A 20,290-nucleotide genomic window follows, 5' to 3' on the forward strand; every position below is an offset into this window, starting at 1 on the left:
CAATGGAGCCCATCATCCTTTTCGCCCCGCTCGTCGGCGCCGTCATCTGCGGCTTCGGCTGGAAGCTGATCGGCGAATACGCCGCGCAATGGGTCGCGACCTTCCTGCTGTTCCTGGCCTGCATCCTGAGCTGGGCGGTGTTCCTGTCCTTCGACGGCGTGACCCAGCAGATCCCGATCTTCCGCTTCATCGAAAGCGGTTCGCTGGCCACAGAATGGGCGATCCGGCTCGACCGGCTGACCGCGATCATGCTGATCGTCGTCACCACGGTCTCGGCGCTCGTGCACCTGTATTCCTTCGGCTACATGGCGCATGACGACAACTTCAAGGAAGGCGAAAGCTACCGGCCCAGGTTCTTCGCCTACCTGTCTTTCTTCACCTTCGCGATGCTGTCGCTGGTGACCGCCGACAACCTCGTGCAGATGTTCTTCGGCTGGGAGGGCGTGGGCGTCGCCTCGTACCTTCTGATCGGGTTCTACTTCCGGAAACCGAGCGCGGGCGCCGCCGCGATGAAGGCGTTCATCGTCAACCGGGTCGGCGACTTCGGCTTTGCGCTGGGGATCTTCGCGCTGTTCTTCCTGACCGACAGCATCGATCTGGACATCATCTTCGAATCCGCGCCGGAGCTTGCGCAGACCAACCTGAGCTTCCTGTGGCAGGACTGGAACGCGGCGAACCTTGTCGGCGTGCTGCTGTTCATCGGCGCGATGGGCAAGTCGGCGCAGCTTCTGCTGCACACCTGGCTGCCGGACGCGATGGAAGGCCCGACGCCGGTTTCGGCGCTGATCCACGCCGCCACCATGGTGACGGCGGGCGTCTTCCTGGTCTGCCGGATGTCGCCGCTCTACGAATTCGCGCCCGAGGCGAAGAACCTGATCGTCTTCCTTGGCGCCACCACGGCCTTCTTCGCGGCGACCGTGGGTCTGGTGCAGAACGACATCAAGCGCGTCATCGCCTATTCGACCTGTTCGCAGCTGGGCTACATGTTCGTCGCGGCGGGCATGGGCGTCTACTCGGCGGCCATGTACCACCTGTTTACGCACGCCTTCTTCAAGGCGATGCTGTTCCTCGGCGCCGGCTCGGTCATCCACGCGATGCATCACGAGCAGGACATGCGGAACTACGGCGGCCTGCGGAAAAAGGTGCCCTACACATTCTGGGCGATGATGATCGGCACGCTGGCGATCACCGGTGTCGGTATCCCGCTGTCGGGCGAGGTGCTGGGCATCCCGGTCGGTTTCGCCGGCTTCCTGTCGAAGGACTCGATCATCGAAAGCGCCTTCGGCGGCCATACGCCCGTCGGCACCTACGCCTTCTGGATGCTCGTCGTCGCGGCGATGTTCACGAGCTTCTATTCCTGGCGGCTGATGTTCATGACCTTCTACGGCGAGCCGCGCGGCGACCGGCACACGCACGAGCACGCACATGAAAGCCCGAACACCATGCTGATCCCGCTGGGTGCGCTGGCAGTCGGCGCGATCCTGTCGGGCATGGTCTATTACGGCAACTTCTTCGGCGATCATGACAAGGTGAACGAGTTCTACGGCGTCCCGGCGCATCACGAGGCGTCGGCGGAAGGCCACGGCGAGGCAACGGAAGAGGGCCACGACGCAGCCACCGAGGAGACGGCGCAGGAAGAGACGGCCACGGCCGAGGCAACCGCCGAAACGGCCGGCGAGGCCACCGGGGAAGCCGGCCACGCAGAGGACGCAGCGGCGACCAAAAGCGCCGAGGGCCACGAGATGGGCGATGTGCCGGATGGCTGGGATCCCGGCGAGGGCGCGATCTATACCGGCGAGGACAACCACGTGATGGACGACGCGCACCACGCACCGGCCTGGGTGAAGGTGTCGCCCTTCGTCGCGATGCTGATCGGGTTCGTCGTCGCCTGGCTGTTCTACATCCGCGACACCTCTCTGCCGCGCAAGCTGGCCGAGAACCAGCGCCCGCTGTACCTGTTCCTGCTGAACAAGTGGTACTTCGACGAGATCTACGACTTCCTTTTCGTGCGGCCCGCCCGCTGGCTGGGCAACGCGCTGTGGAAGAAGGGCGATCAGGGCACGATAGACGGTTTCCTGAACGGCGTGGCGATGGGGGTCATCCCCTTCTTCACCCGCCTCGCGGGGCGGCTGCAGTCGGGCTACATCTTCACATACGCTTTCACCATGGTGCTGGGGATCGTTGTCCTCCTCACCTGGATGATGCTGCGCTGAGCGGGGGCTGAGTTATGGAAAACATCCTCTCCATGATCACCTTCATCCCCCTTCTCGGGGCGGTGATCCTTGCGCTGTTCCTGCGTGGCGACGACGCGGCGGCCCAGAAGAACGCCAAATGGCTGGCGCTGATCGCGACGACGATCACCTTCGTGATCTCGATCTTCCTGATCGCACAGTTCGACCCCTCGGACACAGGGTTCCAGTTCGTCGAGGAACGGGAATGGCTGGTCGGGCTGACCTACAAGGTCGGGGTCGACGGCATCTCTGTCCTGTTCGTGATGCTGACCACGTTCCTGATGCCGATCACGATCCTCGCCTGCTGGAACGTGACGGTGCGGGTCAAGGAATACATGATCGCGTTCCTCGTGCTGGAAACGCTGATGCTGGGCGTGTTCGTCGCGCTCGACATGATCCTGTTCTACCTGTTCTTCGAGGGCGGGCTGATCCCGATGTTCCTGATCATCGGCATCTGGGGCGGCAAGGACCGGATCTACGCGTCGTTCAAGTTCTTCCTCTACACCTTCTTCGGCTCTGTCCTGATGCTGGTCGCGATCATCGCGATGTACGTGGACGCGGGCACGATGGATATCCCGACGCTGCTGCAGCACAATTTCGGGTCCGAGACGATGTCGGTCATGGGCATCCAGATCATCGGCGGTCTGCAGACGCTGCTGTGGCTGGCCTTTTTCGCGAGCTTCGCGGTGAAGATGCCGATGTGGCCGGTGCATACCTGGCTGCCCGACGCGCACGTGCAGGCGCCCACCGCCGGGTCGGTGGTGCTGGCGGCGATCCTGCTGAAGATGGGCGGCTACGGCTTCCTGCGCTTTTCGCTGCCGATGTTCCCCATCGGGTCCGAGGTGCTGGGGCCGATGGTGCTGTGGCTGTCGGCCATCGCCATCGTCTATACCTCGCTGGTGGCGCTGGCGCAGCAGGACATGAAAAAGCTGATCGCCTATTCGTCGGTCGCGCATATGGGCTATGTCACCGCCGGGATCTTCGCGGTGAACCAGCAGGGCATCGACGGCGCGATCTTCCAGATGCTGAGCCACGGCTTCGTGTCGGGCGCGCTGTTCCTCTGCGTCGGCGTGATCTATGACCGGATGCACACCCGCGACATCGACGCCTATGGCGGCCTCGTCGTGCGGATGCCGGCCTATGCGCTGATCTTCATGCTGTTCACCATGGCCAACGTGGGCCTGCCGGGCACCAGCGGCTTCGTCGGCGAATTCCTGACGCTGATGGGGATGTTCCAGGCCAACACCTGGGTCGCCACGGTGGCGACCACCGGCGTGATCCTGAGCGCCTGCTACGCGCTGTGGCTCTATCGCCGGGTGGTCATGGGCGACCTGATCAAGGAGAGCCTGCGCTCCATCACCGACATGGACAGGCGCGAGAAATTCATCTTTGCGCCGCTGGTGGCGATGACCCTGCTGCTGGGCGTCTACCCGAGCCTTGTCACAGACGTCATCGGCCCCTCGGTCGAGGCGCTGATATCCGATCACGAGACCGCGCTGGCCGACTGGCCGGGCGCCGCGACCGAAGTCGCAGAAAACACGGGGCACTGACATGACATCCGCGGATTTCAACATCATGCTGCCCGAGATCGCGCTGGCGATCTACGCGATGATCGCGCTGCTGGTCGCGGTCTACACCGGCAAGGACAAGACGGCGGGCATGATCCTGTGGATCACCGCCGGGATATTCGTGGTGCTGGCCTTCTGGATCGGCGTGAAGGACGAGGGCGCGCGGGTCGCCATGGACGGCATGTTCCGCGACGACGCATTCTCTCGCTTTTCCAAGGTGCTGATCCTGCTGTCGGCGGCGGCGGTTCTGGTGATGAGCCAGGATTACATGGCGCGCCGGAACCTGCTGCGGTTCGAGTATCCGCTGCTGGTCGCGCTGGCCGTGGTGGGGATGATGGTCATGGTCTCCGCCGGGGACCTGATCGTGCTGTACATGGGGCTGGAGCTGCAGTCGCTGGCGCTTTACGTCGTGGCCTCGCTGCGGCGGGACAGCGTGAAATCGACCGAGGCGGGCCTGAAGTATTTCGTGCTGGGGGCGCTGTCCTCGGGTCTGCTGCTGTACGGCGCCTCGCTGACCTACGGGTTTTCCGGCACCACGCGGTTCGATGGTATCATCGCCGCCGCGACGGACGAGACGCTGCCGATCGGGCTGCTGTTCGGCCTTGTCTTCATGATCGCGGGGCTTGCCTTCAAGGTCTCCGCCGTGCCGTTCCACATGTGGACGCCGGACGTTTACGAGGGCGCGCCGACCCCGATCACTGCCTTCTTCGCCACCGCGCCCAAGATGGCCGCGATGGGCCTGTTCGCGCGACTGGTGCATGACGCCTTCGGGACCGTCACCGGCGACTGGGGGCAGATCCTCGCCTTCCTCGCGGTGGCCTCGATGTTCCTCGGCTCCGTCGCCGCCATCGGGCAACGCGACATCAAGCGGCTGATGGCCTATTCGTCGATCACCCATATGGGTTTCGCCCTGATCGGGCTCGCGTCCGGCACCGCGCTGGGGGTCGAGGCGATGCTGGTCTACATGGCGATCTACGTGACGATGAACGTGGGCACCTTCGCTTTCATCCTGTCGATGAGCCGCGACGGCCGCGTCGTGACCGACATCAACGCGCTGAACGGCTATTCCAAGCGCGAGCCACTGAAGGCGCTGGCGATGCTGGTGCTGATGTTCTCGCTGGCCGGCGTGCCGCCGCTGGTGGGTTTCTTCGGGAAGTTCTATGTGCTGCGCGCGGCGGTGGATGCGGGCATGGCCTGGCTGGCGGTTGCGGGCGTCATCGCCTCGGTCATCGGCGCCTTCTACTACCTGCGGATCGTCTACTACATGTATTTCGGCGAAGAGGGCGAGGCGCTGGACGGCAAGATGCCGGCGGTGCAGTGGGCCCTGCTGATGGTCGCCTCGGCGGTCATGGTGCTGGGCGTCGTGAACCTGTTCGGCATCGAGGGCCCGGCGGCGGCAGCGGCGGCGGCTCTTGTCAACTGATCTGCCGCAGGGCTGGCCGGACGGCTATGCCCAGATCGTTCTGGACGAGACCGACAGCACGCTGGACGAGGCGCGCCGGCGCCTGCCGGAGCTGAGCGGCCCGGCCTGGATCCTTGCGAAGCATCAGACGGCGGCGCGCGGTCGGCGCGGGCGCACATGGCAGCACCCGCCGGGCAACTTCGCCGCGACGCTGGTTCTGCCGCAGGCGGGAGAGCCGGCGCAGGCGGCGCTGCGATCCTTCGTCACCGCTCTGGCCCTGCACGACGCTTTCCTTGCACGCTGCGGCACCAAGGGCGTGTTCCAGCTGAAATGGCCGAACGACGTGCTGCTGAACGGCGGCAAAGTGGCGGGGATCCTGCTGGAGGGGTTGCCGGGCGGCGCGCTGGCCATAGGTATCGGCATCAACCTCGCGCAGGCGCCCGGCGCTGACGCGGTGGAGCAGGGGGCGGTGCCGCCGGTCTCGCTGGCGCAGGAGACGCAGGCGCTGGTAAGCCCCACAAGCTTTCTGGCCACGCTGGCCCCGGCCTATGCGAAGTGGGAGACGCAATTCACCACCTACGGCTTCGCGCCGATCCGGTCGGCCTGGCTGATGCGGGCGGCGCGACTGGGTGACACGATCACGGCCCGCCTGCCGAACGAGGCCGTCACCGGACGGTTCGACACGGTGGACGAGGCGGGATATCTCGTCCTGAACACTGCGCAAGGGTCGCGCGCCATCGCGGCGGCAGAGGTCTTTTTCTAACGGGAGGGCGGAGACATGCTTCTCTGCATCGACTGCGGCAACACCAACACGGTCTTCTCGGTCTGGGACGGGCACGAATTCGTCGCGACCTTCCGCACCGCGACCGAGCACCAGCGGACGGCGGACCAGTACTGGGTCTGGTTCAGCCAGCTGATGGAGCATCGCCACGTCCCGATCGAGATAGGGGGCGTGATCATCTCCTCCACCGTGCCGCGCGTGGTGTTCAACCTGCGCGTCCTCTGCGACCGCTACTTCGATACGCGGCCCTATGTGGTCGGCCGACCCGACTGCCTGCTGCCGGTGCCGCCACGCGTCGACGCGGGCACACAGGTGGGGCCGGATCGGCTGGTGAACACCGCCGGTGCCTTCGACCGGCATGGCGGCGACATTATCGTGGTTGATTTCGGCACCGCGACCACGTTTGACGTGGTGGCCCATGACGGCGCCTATGTCGGCGGCGTCATCGCGCCCGGCGTGAACCTGTCGCTGGAGGCGCTGCACATGGCCGCCGCCGCCCTGCCGCATGTGGACGTGACCAAGCCGCAGAAGGTGATCGGCACCAATACGGTGGCCTGCATGCAGGCCGGCGTGTTCTGGGGCTATGTCGGGCTGGTGCAGGAGATTACCGCCCGGATAAAGGGCGAATATGACCGCCCGATGCGCGTGGTCGGCACCGGCGGGCTCGCGCCCCTGTTCGCTACGGGCGAGGTGCTGTTCGATGACATCGAGGACGATCTGACGATGCACGGGCTGACCGTGATCCACCGTTACAACAAGGAACACGCATGAGCGAGAGCCGCCTGATCTACCTTCCCCTCGGCGGCGCGGGGGAGATCGGCATGAACGCCTATGTCTACAGCGTCGGTCCCGAGGATGACGAGCGGCTGATCGTCGTCGACCTCGGCGTGACCTTCCCGGACATGGACGGCACGCCGGGCGTGGACCTGATCATGGCCGATGTCGCGTGGCTGGCCGAGCGCCGCGACCGGCTGGAGGCGATCTTCATCACCCACGCGCACGAGGACCATATCGGCGCGCTGGCACAGCTGTGGCCGAAACTGCGCGTGCCGGTCTATGCCCGCGCCTTCACCGCCCATCTGGGCCGGATGAAGATGGAAGAGGCGGGGCTGGACCCGGAGGAGATCCGCACCGTTTCAGCATGGCCCGAGACCGTGAAGGCGGGGCCGTTCACGGTGGGCTTTGCGCCGGTGTCGCATTCGATTCCGGAAAGCTCGGGCCTGGTCATCGACACGCCGCACGGCCGGATCGTCCATACCGGCGACTTCAAGCTGGACCTCTCGCCCGGCGTCGGCGAACCCTATGACGAGGCGATGTGGACCGAAATCGCGCGGGACGGCGTGCAGGCGCTGGTCTGCGATTCCACCAACGTGTTCTCGCCGCTGCCGGGACGCTCTGAATCCGAGATCGGGCCCGGGATCGAGGAACTGATCGCCGCGCAGCCGGGCCTTGTCGCCGCGACCACCTTCGCCAGCAACATCGCGCGGCTGAAGACGCTGGCCGAGGCCGGGCAGCGGGCAGGGCGGTCCATCGTGCTGCTGGGCCGCGCGATGCGTCGCATGGTGACGGCGGGGATCGAGACCGGCATCCTCGCGGATTTCCCCAAGGTCGTCAGCCCCGAGGACGCCGCAGACATCCCGCGCGATCACCTGATGCTGCTGACCTCCGGCAGCCAGGGCGAACACCGCGCCGCCACCGCGCAGCTGTCGCGCGGCAAGTATCTGGGGATCGAGCTGAAGGAGGGGGACACGTTCCTGTTCTCGTCCAAGACCATCCCGGGCAACGAGAAAAGCGTGATCCGCATCGTCAACGCCTTCTCCGAGATGGGCGTGGACGTCGTGGATGACTCAGGCGGCGCCTATCACGTGTCGGGCCATGCCAACGGGCCGGACCTTGAACGGTTCCACGGCGTGATCCGTCCGAGGATGCTGATCCCGATGCATGGCGAGCACCGGCACCTGCGCGCGCATGTACGGCTGGGCGAGGCCTCTGGCCTGCCCGGGGTCATCGCGCCCAACGGCACCATGGTGGACCTGACCGGCGACAGGCCGAGGGTGGTCGAACATATCGAGGCGGGGCGGACCTACAAGGACGGCTCGATCCTGATCGGCGCCTTCGACGGGATCGTGCGCGACCGCATCCGCATGGCGCTGAACGGGCATGTCACCGTCACCGCGATCCTCGAGGAGGACGAACCGGTGGGCGATCCGTGGTGCGAGGTCGTGGGCCTGCCGGAAACCGGCGTCACCGGCGCACCGCTGGTCGACGTGATGGAAGAGGACCTGAGCCAGTTCCTGCACCGCGCCGACCGCAAGACGCTGATCAGCGATGACAAGCTGGACGACGCGATGCGGCGGATCGTGCGCAAGACCGCATCCGACGAGATCGGCAAGAAGCCCGAGGTCACGGTGGTCATAAGCCGCTTGTCCTGACCCGCTGAACGCCTATGTGGCGGGGTAGCGGAACAGGAGGATCGCGCGATGATCGAGAAAACCGGATCGGCAAAGTGGTCGGGTGGGCTGAAGGACGGCAAGGGCACCATCTCGACGCAGAGCGGCGTGCTGGACAGCGAGAGCTACAGCTTTGCCCGGCGCTTCGGCGACGAAAGCGGCACCAACCCCGAGGAATTGCTGGCGGCGGCGCATGCGTCGTGCTTTTCGATGGCGCTGTCGAACGTGCTGTCGGACTACGACATGACGGCGGACGAGATCGCGACGACGGCCACCGTTACATTGGATCCGGCGGGGCCGGAGATCACCAAGGTGCATCTCGACCTGACGGCAACGATCCCCGGCGCGGACGAGGCGAAGTTCAAGGAAGCCGCGGACAAGGCCAAGGCCGGATGCCCGGTTTCGAAGCTGTTCAAGGCAGAGATCACGCTGGACGCGAAACTGGCCTGAGCCAGAGCGCGCCCGGTCAGGCGCCGGTCAGGGCCTCGCCCTGGGCGGCGAAGAATGCCTCCAGAATCGGGCGCGCCTCAAAATCCGATCTGAAAGAGACGCCGATCCGGGCGCCCCGGCGCCAGCGGAAAATCACATCCAGCGTGCCGAGGCCCAGAGCCTCGATCCGGGTCAGGCCGGAAGGCGTGAATTCCGGCAGATCCGGCGCCTCGACACAGGCGCCGCCATAGGAGAGGTCGACCAGCCGAGCGGCGTATACGTCGTCTTCGGTGAACACCCGGCAGGGCAGGTTCAGCGACAGACGATCCAGTTCAGGAAAGCCGGTATCACTGGCCATCGGTAAGCGTCCCCGTCTTCTTCAAGTACCGGAATGAATTGCGTCATTCCGGTGAAGATTCCGTAAACGGGGGGTGGCGATGCCTTAGCTCGCCCGGCGCTCTTCAAAGCTCATGGCGATGAACTGCGGCATGTGATCGCCCATGCCGACGACCTTTTCGTCGCGTCCGCGGGACCGGCCACCACCGCCTTGATCCGACTTCGACCTGCCACGGGAGGAAGACGAAGAAGAAGACGAGCGGCTGCGCGACGGTTTCGGGGCGGCGTCTGCCTCTTCCTTTACCGGCTCGGGGGCAGGGGCCGCCTTGACCGGGTTCTCGATCCGCGGGATTTCCTTGTCGATCAGCTTCTCGATCGCGGCGAGGTTCTTTTCGTCGGACGGCGCACAGATCATGACGGCCTTGCCGTCACGCCCGGCACGGCCGGTGCGGCCGATGCGGTGAACGTAATCCTCGGAATGCGAGGGCACGTCGTAGTTGAAGACGTGCGACACGGACGGAATGTCGAGCCCGCGCGCGGCCACGTCGGAGGCGACGAGGAAACGCAGCGACTTGTCGCGGAATGCGTCCAGCGTACGGGTGCGCTGCGACTGGTCCAGATCACCGTGGATCGCTTCGGCATGGAAACCATGCTTTTTCAGCGACTTGGCGACGATATCAACATCGACCTTGCGGTTACAGAAGATGATGGCGTTGGTGCATTTCTCGCCCTCGGCCTCGATCACCGCGCGCAGGACGGCGCGCTTTTCGGTCGCCAGGCGGTCGCGGCGCGACGCCTTGAACATGACGACGCCCTGTTCGATCGTTTCCGATGCGGTAGCCTGACGCGCAACCTCGATCCGCGCGGGGGCGGAGAGGAAGGTGTTGGTGATGCGCTCGATCTCCGGCGCCATGGTGGCCGAGAAAAACAGCGTCTGACGGGTGAACGGCGTCAGCGAGAAGATCCGCTCGATATCCGGGATGAAACCCATGTCGAGCATGCGGTCCGCCTCGTCCACCACCATGATCTCGATGCCGGTCAGCAGAAGCTTGCCACGCTCGAAATGGTCAAGCAGGCGGCCAGGGGTCGCGATCAGCACGTCGACGCCCTTGTCGATCAGCGCATCCTGTTCCTTGAACGAAACGCCGCCGATCAGCAGGGCCTTGGTCAGCTTGACGTGCTTGGAATAGGTGTCGAAGTTTTCCGCCACCTGTGCGGCCAGTTCGCGCGTGGGGCAGAGAACCAGCGAGCGCGGCATCCGGGCGCGGGCGCGGCCACGGGCGAGCTTGCAGATCATAGGCAGCGTGAAGCTGGCGGTCTTGCCGGTGCCGGTCTGTGCGATGCCCAGCACGTCCTTGCCTTCCAGCGCCGGTGGAATGGCGCCTTCCTGGATCGGCGTCGGCTTGACGTAGCCGGCTTCGGTTACGGCACGAAGAACCTTGGGAGACAGTCCCAAATCAGTGAAGTCAGTCATGGAGCCCTTTCGGATAACTTGCGGCTTACAAAACGGCCGCTATACCCGCGCGGCCCGACAGGCCAAATTGCCCGTCTTCCACATGCCCGGTATGTAGGCGATGGCGTCCGCAACGTCAAGTTTTCCCCAAGGACACCGGGGCTTGTCCGCGATCACAGGAAAATCCCGTGAATCCGGAGGTTTGTTGTGTTTTCGGCCGGTAATTGGCCGGGAGAACGCGGTTACTGTGATTGACAGTGACGCTGCGGCCTCCCCAGCTTTATCCACAGTAAATCTATCGTGGTGCCAGCTTGCATTTACCGACAACTGGAACAGCCGGGCCGTCCAACTGGCCCGATTCGGCCACAATACCGGCGTAATTCTCGCGTTTAAGCTGTTTTTACCAACAAATGGAGACCGCTATGGAATTCTCGCCTTACCTGATCCCCGGCGCCGCGACGATGGCGGTTCTGGGTATTGTCTATCTGCTCTTCGTTTTCTGGACGCGCCGGCCCGGCCGGGCGCAGGAACTGGAACGTCGCGCATCCGACACCGAATCCGAGATCAAGGAAGCCTGAGCGCTTCCGACCGGTTGAAAAGGCGCCTGCACCCGGGAAAAACGGTGCGGGCGCCTTTCTGTTTCCCGGTCAGTTCAGCAATTCGCCTTCGGTCATGATCACCGACTGGTAGGTGTCTTCGCTGAGCAGGAAGTTCAGCCGCCCGCGCACGGTGATCTGCGTGCCTTCGGCGATATCGGGCATCGGGCGGCGCATGTGCACCTCCAGCGTCGGACCGTAGCCGTTAGATCCGCAGAACGGGCAATCGGCCGGGTCGGCGACCAGCAGATAGCTGCGGACATAGGCCTGCGCCTCGATCGGGACGTAAAAGCCGGTGACGGTGAAGCCGTCAGCGGCGGCCTTCAACTCTTCCGGAAACGTCTTTTCCACCGCCCAGCGGCCGTTCTTCTCGGTCTCGCGGATCTCGACCGAACCCAGCAGGTCCCAGGGGCCGGCGGCGAGGCTGGCGCAGGGGACCAGACCGAGGATGCTGGCAAAGGCCAGCTGCAAGACTGTCGATTTCGGTATCCTGCTCACGGGGGGCTCCTGCCTTTCCTGCACCTCGATCCGGGCACCGGTCTTGGATGCCGGCCTTACGTTACCGAAGAAATACAGGCCGAGCGGTGCAAGGTCCATCTTGGTGCCCGCGCCACACGGAAATTTGCCGATCGGGGCGGGCGCCTGCCGTCTCGGGATACAGGTAGACCGGGGCCTGCCTGCGCAGGTCCGGCTAGACCATCATTTCCTTGGTCGCCGACAGGGTCAGCTCGGGGTAGTCCCGTTCGATCCGGTCGATGTCCCACTGCAGGCGGGTCATGTAGACGATGTCGCCGTCATGGTCGTGGCTGATGTGCTGCTTGTTGGCGTTCACGAATTTCTCCACCGCCGCCTTTGGCCCCGTGACCCAGCGGGCGGAAGTAAACTGCGACGCCTCGAAGCGGACGGGCAGGCCGTATTCCAGCTCGATTCGGCTGGCCAGCACGTCGAACTGCAGCGCGCCGACCACGCCGACGATGAAGCCCGAGCCGATGTTCGGCTTGAACACCTTGGCGGCGCCTTCCTCTGCGAACTGCATCAGCGCCTTTTCCAGGTGCTTGGCCTTCATCGGGTCGCCGGCGCGGCAGTTCTGTAGCAGTTCCGGCGCGAAAGAGGGGATCCCGGTGACGCGGATCGTCTCGCCCTCGGTCAGCGTGTCGCCGATGCGCAGCTGGCCGTGGTTCGGGATGCCGATGATGTCGCCGGCCCAGGCTTCCTCGGCCAGTTCGCGGTCGGAGGCGAGAAACAGCACCGGGTTCGAGATCGCCATCGGTTTCTTCGACCGCACATGGGTCAGCTTCATGCCGCGCTGGAAATGCCCCGAGGCGAGGCGGACAAAGGCGACGCGGTCGCGGTGCTTGGGGTCCATGTTGGCCTGCACCTTGAAGACGAAGCCCATCACCTTGGTCTCGTCCGGGCCGATCTGGCGCGGTTCGGCCGATTGCGGCTGCGGGACTGGGCCGAACTTGCCGATGCCGTCCATCAGTTCCTTGACGCCGAAGGAGTTGATCGCCGACCCGAACCAGATCGGCGTCAGCGTGCCGTCAAGGAACGCCTGCGCGTCGAAGGGCGGCAGAAGCTCCTTCGCCATTTCGAGGTCCTCGCGCAGCTTGTCGAGCATGTCGGCGGGGACGTGTTGCGCCAGCTTGGGATCGTCGAGGCCCGAAATCCGGATCGACTCGGCGACCTTGTTGCGGTCCGCCCGGTCCATCAGTTCCAGCCGGTCGTTCAGCACGTCGTAGCAGCCAAGGAAATCGCGGCCGACGCCGATGGGCCACGAGGCCGGGGTCACGTCGATGGCCAGGTTTTCCTGGATCTCGTCGATGATCTCGAACGTGTCGCGGCTTTCCCGGTCCATCTTGTTACAGAAGGTCAGAATCGGCAGGTCGCGCAGGCGGCAGACCTCGAACAGTTTCTGCGTCTGGCTTTCCACGCCCTTGGCGCCGTCGATCACCATGATCGCCGCATCCACGGCGGTCAGCGTGCGATAGGTGTCCTCGGAAAAATCCGAGTGGCCGGGGGTGTCGACGAGGTTGAAGCGATAGTTGCGCTCGCCGCTGGCGAAATCGAATGACATGGCAGAGGCGGACACGGAAATCCCGCGGTCCTTTTCCATCTGCATGAAGTCCGACCGCGTGCGCCGCGCCTCGCCCTTGGCGCGCACCTGTCCGGCCATCTGGATCGCGCCGCCGTACAGCAGGAACTTCTCGGTCAGCGTCGTCTTGCCCGCATCGGGGTGCGAGATGATGGCAAAGGTGCGCCGCCGGGCAATCTCGGCGGGCAGGTCAGGGGCGTTTGAGGCACGGTCCAGCATGCGCGCGATATAACAGTCCGCGGCGAAACGGCAAGATCGCCGCTTACGGCAGGATGATGTCGAAGCGGTGCGGGATCTCGCCGCTGGGGCAGCAGCGCGGGTCGCCGTCGAGCAGTTCGTAGAGCGTCAGGTTGATCGCCGTGCCTTCCTTGTCGACGCTCTTGATAGAGCGGTCGAAGCCGGCGTCGTACCACGGCGTGAACCCGGCATCCGGGCCGTCGAAGAAATAGGTGCGGACATAGACGGCATTGCCGCCCGGAAAGGCATAGGCCGCCTGCACCATCCATTCCAGCGTGCCATCGTTTTCCAGGTCCATCGGCCAGCCGCGCACACTGTCGAAGATTTCGCCGGTCTTCTGCGCCTCGGCGGCGAGCGTGGCATGGATCGGCTCCGGCGTCTCGGTCTGCTCGATAGGTGCGGCGACGGCCTGAAGCGGCAGGCAGAGCAGGGCAGGGAAAACGGCGCGGATCATGGGACCTCCGGATAAGTTGCCGATGTACGGTAGAAATCCGCCGGCGGCGCGTCAAACGCGGAACGCCGGCATGACTTGCGGCGTTTGCCTGTCACCACCGATTGACAGGAGACTCAAATGCCCACACCGCAACTGAAGCACGAAGACCTGTACGAGGAACTGCGCGACAAGGGCATGTCGAAGGAAAAGGCGGCGCGGATTTCCAACGCCAAGGCGAATGACGAGATGCATCCGTCCCGGAAGGGCGGCAAGCAGCCGCCATACGAGGACTGGACCCGCGACGACCTGTACGACCGGGCGAAGGAGATCGGCATCAAGGGCCGGTCCGGCATGACCAAGAAAGAGCTGATCACGGCGCTTCGCGCCCATTGATCAGGCGCGACGATGTTTCCCGCCGGACATCCTTCGCATTGCGCGCGCGGGTGCCGGCGCGGTAAGGGCGTCCAGTTGTTCCACCCTTTCAGGATGAACATCGTCCGCTTCGGCCGGCACGCCATTCCTGAACGACAACCTGGCGAGCCCGGCGAAATGGCCGCTGTCACCGGCCGCATTGATCGCAATCAGCGTGTATTCCGCGCGCGGCTGCAATTGCGCCAGTGGCAGAAGATACGTGGCGGCGATAAGGTGCGTCCCCGGTTCCAGTTCCACGAGGATCAGCAGATCCACCGGCGTTCCGTTGACGGACATGAAAGTGGCGCAGCAATCGAGATGGACCACCGCCCCCCAACGTCCGTCGCGCGAGCGGTTTGCCACGGTGAAATGCGCGGCACCGTCAACACCGTCAAGGGACAGTCGCATGCGACGGGCGGATGCGGAGAGCCGATATACGTCGTCCGGCAGAAGCTCGTCGGCGGGTCCGAGCGGGTCGCCAAGGCTGACGCCACTGCAGACCCGGAAGTCCTGCGCAGAAAAGACCGGCAGGCCCGGCAGGGCATGCCTTTCGGCGAAACCGAGTGCGCTCATAGAAAGACGTCCGTTTCCCCAAACCCAGCCAGAACTGAGGTCGCCCGGCACTGGAACCAGCCCCCGAGGGACCAGGCCGGACGCTCCACGGACATGGAGTAAGTCAGAAGTATCAACGGCCCGTTAATCACTCCACCGCTTTCCTTCCTGAGGGTTAAAATCATTAGGTGCCGCAGGGTTGGCGGTAGGCATTCCGCATTTCTGTCCGGCTTTGGTGCCGATCCGACAACGGTGCCCGTCATCCATAGCGCCGACTCGGCGGCTTTCCCTTGGCGGGCCGGGGTGCTACGTCGGAGACGAACGCAAACCGACATGGGATGGAGGCCGGACGGCGATGGATCTGGGCATCAAGGGCAAGCGGGCGCTGGTCTGCGCATCTTCCAAGGGGCTGGGACTGGGCTGTGCCCGCGCGCTGGCAGAGGCCGGCGTCGATCTGGTGATGAACGCCCGCGGCGCAGAGGCGCTGGAGGCCGCGGCGCAGGCGATCCGCGACGATTACGGTGTCGAGGTGACGGCGGTGGCCGCCGACATCACCACCGAGGAGGGCCGCGCCAGCGTGCTGGAGGCCGCAGGCGACATCGACATCCTCGTGAACAACGCGGGCGGCCCGCCGCCGGGCATGTGGACCGACTGGGACCGCGACGATTTCATCAAGGCGCTCGACGCCAACATGCTGACGCCCATCGCGCTGATCAAGGCGCTGGTCCCGGCAATGATGGAGCGCGGCTGGGGCCGCGTCGTCAACATCACCTCGCAATCGGTCAAGGCGCCGATCCCGGTCCTGGGCCTGTCGAATTCGGCCCGCGCCGGGCTGACCGGCTATGTCGCCGGCACCTCGCGGCAGGTGGCGCCTTCGGGCGTGACGATCAACAACCTGCTGCCCGGTATCCACGCCACCGACCGCGCCGTGGGGCTGGACGGCGGCGTCGCCAAGCAGAAGGGCATCAGCATCGAGGAAGCGCAGGCGGAACGCGCCGCGACGATCCCCGCGCGCCGCTACGGCACGCCCGAGGAATTCGGCGCCGCCTGTGCCTTCCTGTGCTCGATGCATGCCGGGTTCATCGTCGGTCAGAACTGGCTGCTCGACGGCGGCGGGGTCAACGCGACGCTGTAACCGGCCCTCAACGGCTGCGAAACCGGGCTTCACGCTTGCCGTGCGGCCCGTTTTTCCGGACAATTCCCGCGCAACGGTATTTCAGCGGTGGCGAGGGGTGCGATGGCGGACGATCCTCAAAAGGGCAAGGGCGCCGCCGCGCCGGTGCTGCCGTGGCCGACGACTCTGACGCTGGTCGGCGCCGCGATGGTGGTCCTTCTGCCAAGCCTGCTGCTCATCGGTCAGGGCGGTGCGTTCGCCGCGGTCGGCGGTTTCGTCCTGGGCGCCTTCGCGATCATATCCGGCGGCATGGGGATGGCGCTCCGCGCCGGACCGGCGATGCTGGCCGTGATCCTGTGCCTGATCGCCATTCCGGGCTATGCGTTCGCCACGCTGGTCGGGCTGCTGCTGGTGATTGGCACCGGGTTCGAGGCGCACAGATACGGCACCCGCGTCGTCGTCTTCGCCATATTCACCTACCTGACCGTCCGGCTCGGCCTGCTGCAGGACGGCAGCTGGAACCTGGCGCTGACCTATGCCGCCGGGTTCATCGCCGGGGCCGCCGCCACCCACTGGAGGCGGCTCACCGGCATGTTTCCCAAGGTGAAGATCAGCCGCGCCGAGGCTGTCGCCCTTGCCGTGTTCATCGGGATCGGCCTGCTGATCACCGACGCGCTGATGGCGTGGCTGCAGACGCCGCGCAGCTACTGGATCGCGCTGCTGTTCACGATGCGGGGCATCATGCCGCTGCAGGCGCAACGGGCCGCGGTGCTGACCTTCGGCAAGGCGGCCAGCATCGGCGTGGTGATCGCCGTCCTCGCCGAGGTGCTCGGCCTGCCGACAGAGGTCCGCCTGATCCTCGCACTGATATTCGCGACGCTGGGCATCCGCTATGTCGTCCATCCAAGACCCTTCGCGTCGATGCTGTTCTCGGCGGCGGTTCTGCTGTGTTCAACGGCGACCCTGCAGGATGCGATCTACCGGGCGCAGGCGATCGTCATCGTCGTCCTGCTGGTCCTGTTCCTTGTCGCGGCGCTGGACTGGGTCTTTGCCAGGATCGTGGACCGGCTGCCGGACGATGCCGAAGACGGGGCAGGCGCCTGACACGGGCGCGGGGCAGGCCACCGCCTTGCAGCAGCCGGGCTCCGTTGCTATCCCCGGCAATGCCCGACAAATCCCATCGGGATCGAGGATCCGCTTCGTGACCAGTGCCATTCCCCGGCTGGACATCCGCAACCTGACGCGGCGCTTTGCCGGGCGCACGGTGGTGGACAATGTCTCGCTCAGCGTGATGCCGGGGCAGGTGACCTGCCTGCTGGGCCCCTCTGGCTGCGGCAAGTCGACGACGCTGCGCTGCATCGCCGGGGTCGACATGCAGGACGAGGGAGAGATCTGGCTGGACGGCAAGCTGATCTGCGACACCGTCTTTCGTATTCCGCCGGAGCGTCGGTCAATCGGGCTGATGTTCCAGGATTTCGCGCTGTTCCCGCACCTGTCGGTTGCCGAGAACGTGGCCTTCGGCCTGACCGGCGACCGTGCGGAAAAACGCGCGCGGGTCGAGGCGATGCTGGAACGCGTGCACATGACCCACCTGATCGACCGCTACCCGCACGAGTTGTCGGGCGGCGAGCAGCAGCGCGTCGCGCTGGCCCGCGCCATCGCGCCCCGGCCCAAGGTCATGCTGATGGACGAGCCGTTCTCGGGCCTCGACAACCGGCTGCGCGACGGCATCCGCGATGAGACGCTGGAGATCCTGAAGGAAGAGGGCGCCGCCGTCCTGCTGGTCACCCACGAGCCGGAAGAGGCGATGCGCATGGCCGACGAGATCGCGCTGATGCGGCGCGGGCGGATCGTGCAGAAGGGCGCGCCCTATAACGTCTACAACACGCCCGCCGACAAGGAAGCGGCGGCGTTCTTCAGCGACATCAACGTGGTGAAGGGCAGGGTGCAGGGCGCGCTGACCGACACGCCCTTCGGCCAGTTCCTTGCCCCCGGCGTTCCGGACGGGACCGAGGTGGAAATCGTGATCCGCCCGCAGCACCTGAAGATCGACTTCGACCGCAACGGCTCCGGTCCGTTGCCGACCGCGCAGGACGGCACCCCGGCGCGGGGCGTGGTGCAGCGGGCGAGGTTCATGGGGTCGGAGAGCCTTGTGGAGTTCCGGATGGATCACGACGGCTCGGTCATCAAGGCGACGGTGCCGAACGTGTTCCTGCCAAAGCCGGGCATGGCGCTGTGGCTGACGATCCGGCGGGACCGGTGCTTCGTGTTTCCGGCAGCCAGTTCCCGAACCGGGGCGTCCAGTCACGTGACTTAAACGCAAAGAACTAGTCTTTCTGCGTCTGGATTTGATTGACTTTTCCTGCGGTTAACCCTGTCCGGAAATGAATTCACCTCATTGTAAAAATTTAGACTTGGTTTATTTCCAATATTTGATATCGTAAATTTAATATTTGAACTGTTTATTCTTGCTGTGGGGGGGTAATCCATTCAGTGAATTTGTTGGAGGCGTCGGAATGTGACGTCGTTGCGTATCTAATTTAGCCGATGGAGAGAAATATGTTTAAAGGCCAAGGTCATGGCATGATTTTCATGGAGAAACAGCCTGACATGCATGTCACAATGCGAACCTCGCGTTGCAATACTGTTTCGAACGAGGCGACAGCACCGGACCACGAAGCCGTTGAAAGCTCGGTGGAAGACGCAGGCGGCAAGTTTGCTTACATGTTTGAGCACGCAGCAGGCATCAACATCAGCGACAGTTTCGGAGAGGTCTCGCGTAAACTAGATACCCTTGGCTTGTCGACGTTCGAACACCGGACGCTGATGGGGAATCTGTCGGCCATTTTCACGTATTTTGGTCAGTTTATTGACCATGATTGTACCGCCAACACAGATCGGGAGCAGGATTCGCCCAACTTTAATATTGCCAGGGTGCCGCTGACAGCGAATTTGCGTAGTGATGTGTGTGACCGACTGATGAATGTCAGAACTGGTCGGCTGGATCTGGACAGTCTTTATGGTGGCGACCCAGGCGGGACGCTTGAAAGGGCCATGCGTGACGGCAATAACCCAAACAAGATGCGGTTGGGCACCTTGGAGGGCGGTGTTACTGGAAGCCATGATTTCGATCTGCCGCGGATCGGCGATCTGCTTGATGCGGAAGTGTTGGCCGAGGGGGACCTTCCGAACAAATTCTTCCGTACCAACAATAATGGAGGCAGGGTTCCAATCAGGTCTATGGCTTTGATTGGCGATATGCGTAACGACGAGAATTTGTTGGTAGCACAGCTTCAGGTCGCGTTTCTTAGGTTCCATAACGCGGCCGTTAGCGCAGGCAAGGACTTTGATTCGGCCAGACGGTATGTGACGGACGTATATCACTGGCTGATCATAAATAGCTATCTAAAGTCGGTTTGCGATCCGGAAATCGTGGAAGCCGTCATTCAAGAAGGGGCTCCACTTTACAGTAAGATTGAGAAGGCAGACGATGAATTCCCGATGCCTTTGGAATTTTCGGTGGCTGCGTTCCGCTTCGGGCATTCCATGCTTCAGCAGTTCTATGATTACAATTCGGATATGGATGGCGTCCGGCTGTTGCGGTTCTTTGAGCTGACAGGAGCTGGCATGCTCACATGGAATGGTTGTCTGCATGAGCGGCTCCCGAAGCAATGCAAAGCCGACTGGTCTCGTCTAACCAACACGGCGCAGCCGGCGGGTGCGATGGACCAGAGCCTTCCTTCGGACACCTCGATGCTTCCAAATGAGGAACCGGGTATCCAACGGCTTCCTACCCGCAATCTTCGCAGAAGCTACGTATTGAATATTCCCACGGGCCAAGCCGCTGTCGATACGATCAATGTTTCCAATCCTGGAGCTATCCGAAAGTTATCCCCCCAGGAGTTGGGTGAAGGCCGCGTGGGTGAGGCCCTAGAGCAGGTTGGACTGTTGGATGCCACGCCGATGTGGTTGTACATTCTGCGTGAAGCGGAAGTCTTCGCAGACGGAAGACACCTCGGGCCATTGGGCAGTCACATTGTGGCCAACACACTGATCGGTTTGATCTTGCATGACATTACGAGCTATCTCGGAAGAGGTGACGCGGAGTTTGAGCCAGAAACGCCTGATGGTACAGGAAAGATTGGTGGCTTTGAGGACGTTCTAAAGTTGGCGGGAGTTTGGCCATCTAGTTAACCGGCTGTGTA

General features: G+C 63.9%; 19 protein-coding genes. 13 read left to right on the forward strand and 6 right to left on the reverse strand.

Annotated features, from left to right (window positions below; genetic code table 11):
* Positions 1-2 precede the first annotated feature (2 nt).
* The 7 genes from nuoL to HCO70_RS21390 are packed head-to-tail and all read left to right on the forward strand — an operon-like array spanning position 3 to position 8,882.
* Positions 3-2,213 carry an NADH-quinone oxidoreductase subunit L gene (gene nuoL, locus HCO70_RS21360; RefSeq protein WP_172299918.1) on the forward strand — a complete coding sequence of 737 codons (2,211 nt, stop codon included), beginning with the start codon at positions 3-5 and terminating at the stop codon, positions 2,211-2,213.
* A 14-nt stretch (positions 2,214-2,227) separates the two neighbouring features.
* Positions 2,228-3,781, forward strand: a complete 1,554-nt coding sequence (locus HCO70_RS21365; protein ID WP_172299919.1) for an NADH-quinone oxidoreductase subunit M — start codon at positions 2,228-2,230, stop codon at positions 3,779-3,781.
* A gap of 1 nt (position 3,782) precedes the next feature.
* Complete coding sequence (gene nuoN, locus HCO70_RS21370; protein ID WP_172299920.1) at positions 3,783-5,222, forward strand: NADH-quinone oxidoreductase subunit NuoN; 1,440 nt, start codon at positions 3,783-3,785, stop codon at positions 5,220-5,222.
* Positions 5,212-5,964, forward strand: a complete 753-nt coding sequence (locus tag HCO70_RS21375; protein WP_253913416.1) for a biotin--[acetyl-CoA-carboxylase] ligase — start codon at positions 5,212-5,214, stop codon at positions 5,962-5,964. The genes nuoN and HCO70_RS21375 overlap by 11 nt, the downstream gene beginning before the upstream one ends.
* 15 nt (positions 5,965-5,979) lie before the next feature.
* Positions 5,980-6,753: a type III pantothenate kinase gene (locus tag HCO70_RS21380; RefSeq protein ID WP_172299921.1), complete on the forward strand. Its 774-nt coding sequence runs from the start codon at positions 5,980-5,982 to the stop codon at positions 6,751-6,753.
* Complete coding sequence (locus HCO70_RS21385) at positions 6,750-8,414, forward strand: ribonuclease J (RefSeq protein WP_172299922.1); 1,665 nt, start codon at positions 6,750-6,752, stop codon at positions 8,412-8,414. Before HCO70_RS21380 ends, HCO70_RS21385 begins: the two co-directional genes overlap by 4 nt.
* Positions 8,415-8,462: 48 nt before the next feature.
* Positions 8,463-8,882, forward strand: coding sequence for an OsmC family protein (locus tag HCO70_RS21390; protein ID WP_172299923.1), 420 nt, complete (start codon positions 8,463-8,465; stop codon positions 8,880-8,882).
* 16 nt (positions 8,883-8,898) lie between these two features.
* Here HCO70_RS21390 and HCO70_RS21395 read toward each other — a convergent pair whose 3' ends face one another.
* The gene (locus tag HCO70_RS21395) at positions 8,899-9,219 is read right to left on the reverse strand and encodes a PilZ domain-containing protein (RefSeq protein ID WP_172299924.1); all 321 of its coding nucleotides are present in this window, start codon (positions 9,217-9,219) and stop codon (positions 8,899-8,901) included.
* Positions 9,220-9,303: 84 nt separating this feature from the next.
* Positions 9,304-10,671: a DEAD/DEAH box helicase gene (locus HCO70_RS21400; protein WP_172299925.1), complete on the reverse strand. Its 1,368-nt coding sequence runs from the start codon at positions 10,669-10,671 to the stop codon at positions 9,304-9,306.
* A gap of 401 nt (positions 10,672-11,072) precedes the next feature.
* Here HCO70_RS21400 and HCO70_RS21405 point away from each other — a divergent pair, with 401 nt between their 5' ends.
* Complete coding sequence (locus HCO70_RS21405; protein ID WP_172299926.1) at positions 11,073-11,228, forward strand: hypothetical protein; 156 nt, start codon at positions 11,073-11,075, stop codon at positions 11,226-11,228.
* A 69-nt stretch (positions 11,229-11,297) separates the two neighbouring features.
* Here the strand turns inward: HCO70_RS21405 and HCO70_RS21410 are convergent, their stop codons facing one another.
* From HCO70_RS21410 to HCO70_RS21420, 3 genes are all read right to left on the reverse strand, one after another.
* Positions 11,298-11,744, reverse strand: coding sequence for a hypothetical protein (locus HCO70_RS21410; RefSeq protein WP_172299927.1), 447 nt, complete (start codon positions 11,742-11,744; stop codon positions 11,298-11,300).
* A 193-nt stretch (positions 11,745-11,937) separates the two neighbouring features.
* On the reverse strand, positions 11,938-13,557 hold the full coding sequence (locus tag HCO70_RS21415; RefSeq protein ID WP_172299928.1) for a peptide chain release factor 3: 1,620 nt from the start codon (positions 13,555-13,557) through the stop codon (positions 11,938-11,940).
* Positions 13,558-13,600: 43 nt separating this feature from the next.
* On the reverse strand, positions 13,601-14,029 hold the full coding sequence (locus HCO70_RS21420; RefSeq protein WP_172299929.1) for a hypothetical protein: 429 nt from the start codon (positions 14,027-14,029) through the stop codon (positions 13,601-13,603).
* Positions 14,030-14,146: 117 nt separating this feature from the next.
* On the opposite strand from HCO70_RS21420, the gene HCO70_RS21425 reads away from it, so the two are divergent.
* Positions 14,147-14,401, forward strand: coding sequence for a Rho termination factor N-terminal domain-containing protein (locus HCO70_RS21425; protein WP_172299930.1), 255 nt, complete (start codon positions 14,147-14,149; stop codon positions 14,399-14,401).
* On the opposite strand, the gene HCO70_RS21430 is transcribed toward HCO70_RS21425, so the two are convergent.
* Positions 14,402-14,992 carry a hypothetical protein gene (locus tag HCO70_RS21430; protein ID WP_172299931.1) on the reverse strand — a complete coding sequence of 197 codons (591 nt, stop codon included), beginning with the start codon at positions 14,990-14,992 and terminating at the stop codon, positions 14,402-14,404.
* A gap of 334 nt (positions 14,993-15,326) precedes the next feature.
* Between HCO70_RS21430 and HCO70_RS21435 the strand changes: the two genes are divergently transcribed.
* The 4 genes from HCO70_RS21435 to HCO70_RS21450 all read left to right on the forward strand — a co-directional run bounded on the left by HCO70_RS21435 (position 15,327) and on the right by HCO70_RS21450 (position 20,279).
* A complete protein-coding gene (locus HCO70_RS21435; RefSeq protein WP_172299932.1) occupies positions 15,327-16,106 on the forward strand; it encodes an SDR family oxidoreductase in 780 nt (259 codons plus the stop codon).
* 102 nt (positions 16,107-16,208) lie between these two features.
* Positions 16,209-17,189 (forward strand): hypothetical protein, encoded by a 981-nt coding sequence (locus HCO70_RS21440; protein WP_172299933.1) that lies wholly within the window; start codon positions 16,209-16,211, stop codon positions 17,187-17,189.
* 97 nt (positions 17,190-17,286) lie between these two features.
* Positions 17,287-18,402: an ABC transporter ATP-binding protein gene (locus tag HCO70_RS21445; RefSeq protein ID WP_371742296.1), complete on the forward strand. Its 1,116-nt coding sequence runs from the start codon at positions 17,287-17,289 to the stop codon at positions 18,400-18,402.
* 242 nt (positions 18,403-18,644) lie between these two features.
* The gene (locus HCO70_RS21450) at positions 18,645-20,279 is read left to right on the forward strand and encodes a peroxidase family protein (RefSeq protein WP_172299935.1); all 1,635 of its coding nucleotides are present in this window, start codon (positions 18,645-18,647) and stop codon (positions 20,277-20,279) included.
* The last annotated feature ends 11 nt before the right edge of the window (positions 20,280-20,290 follow it).

Source organism: Pseudoruegeria sp. HB172150 (assembly GCF_013184805.1).
Lineage (GTDB): Bacteria > Pseudomonadota > Alphaproteobacteria > Rhodobacterales > Rhodobacteraceae > Psychromarinibacter.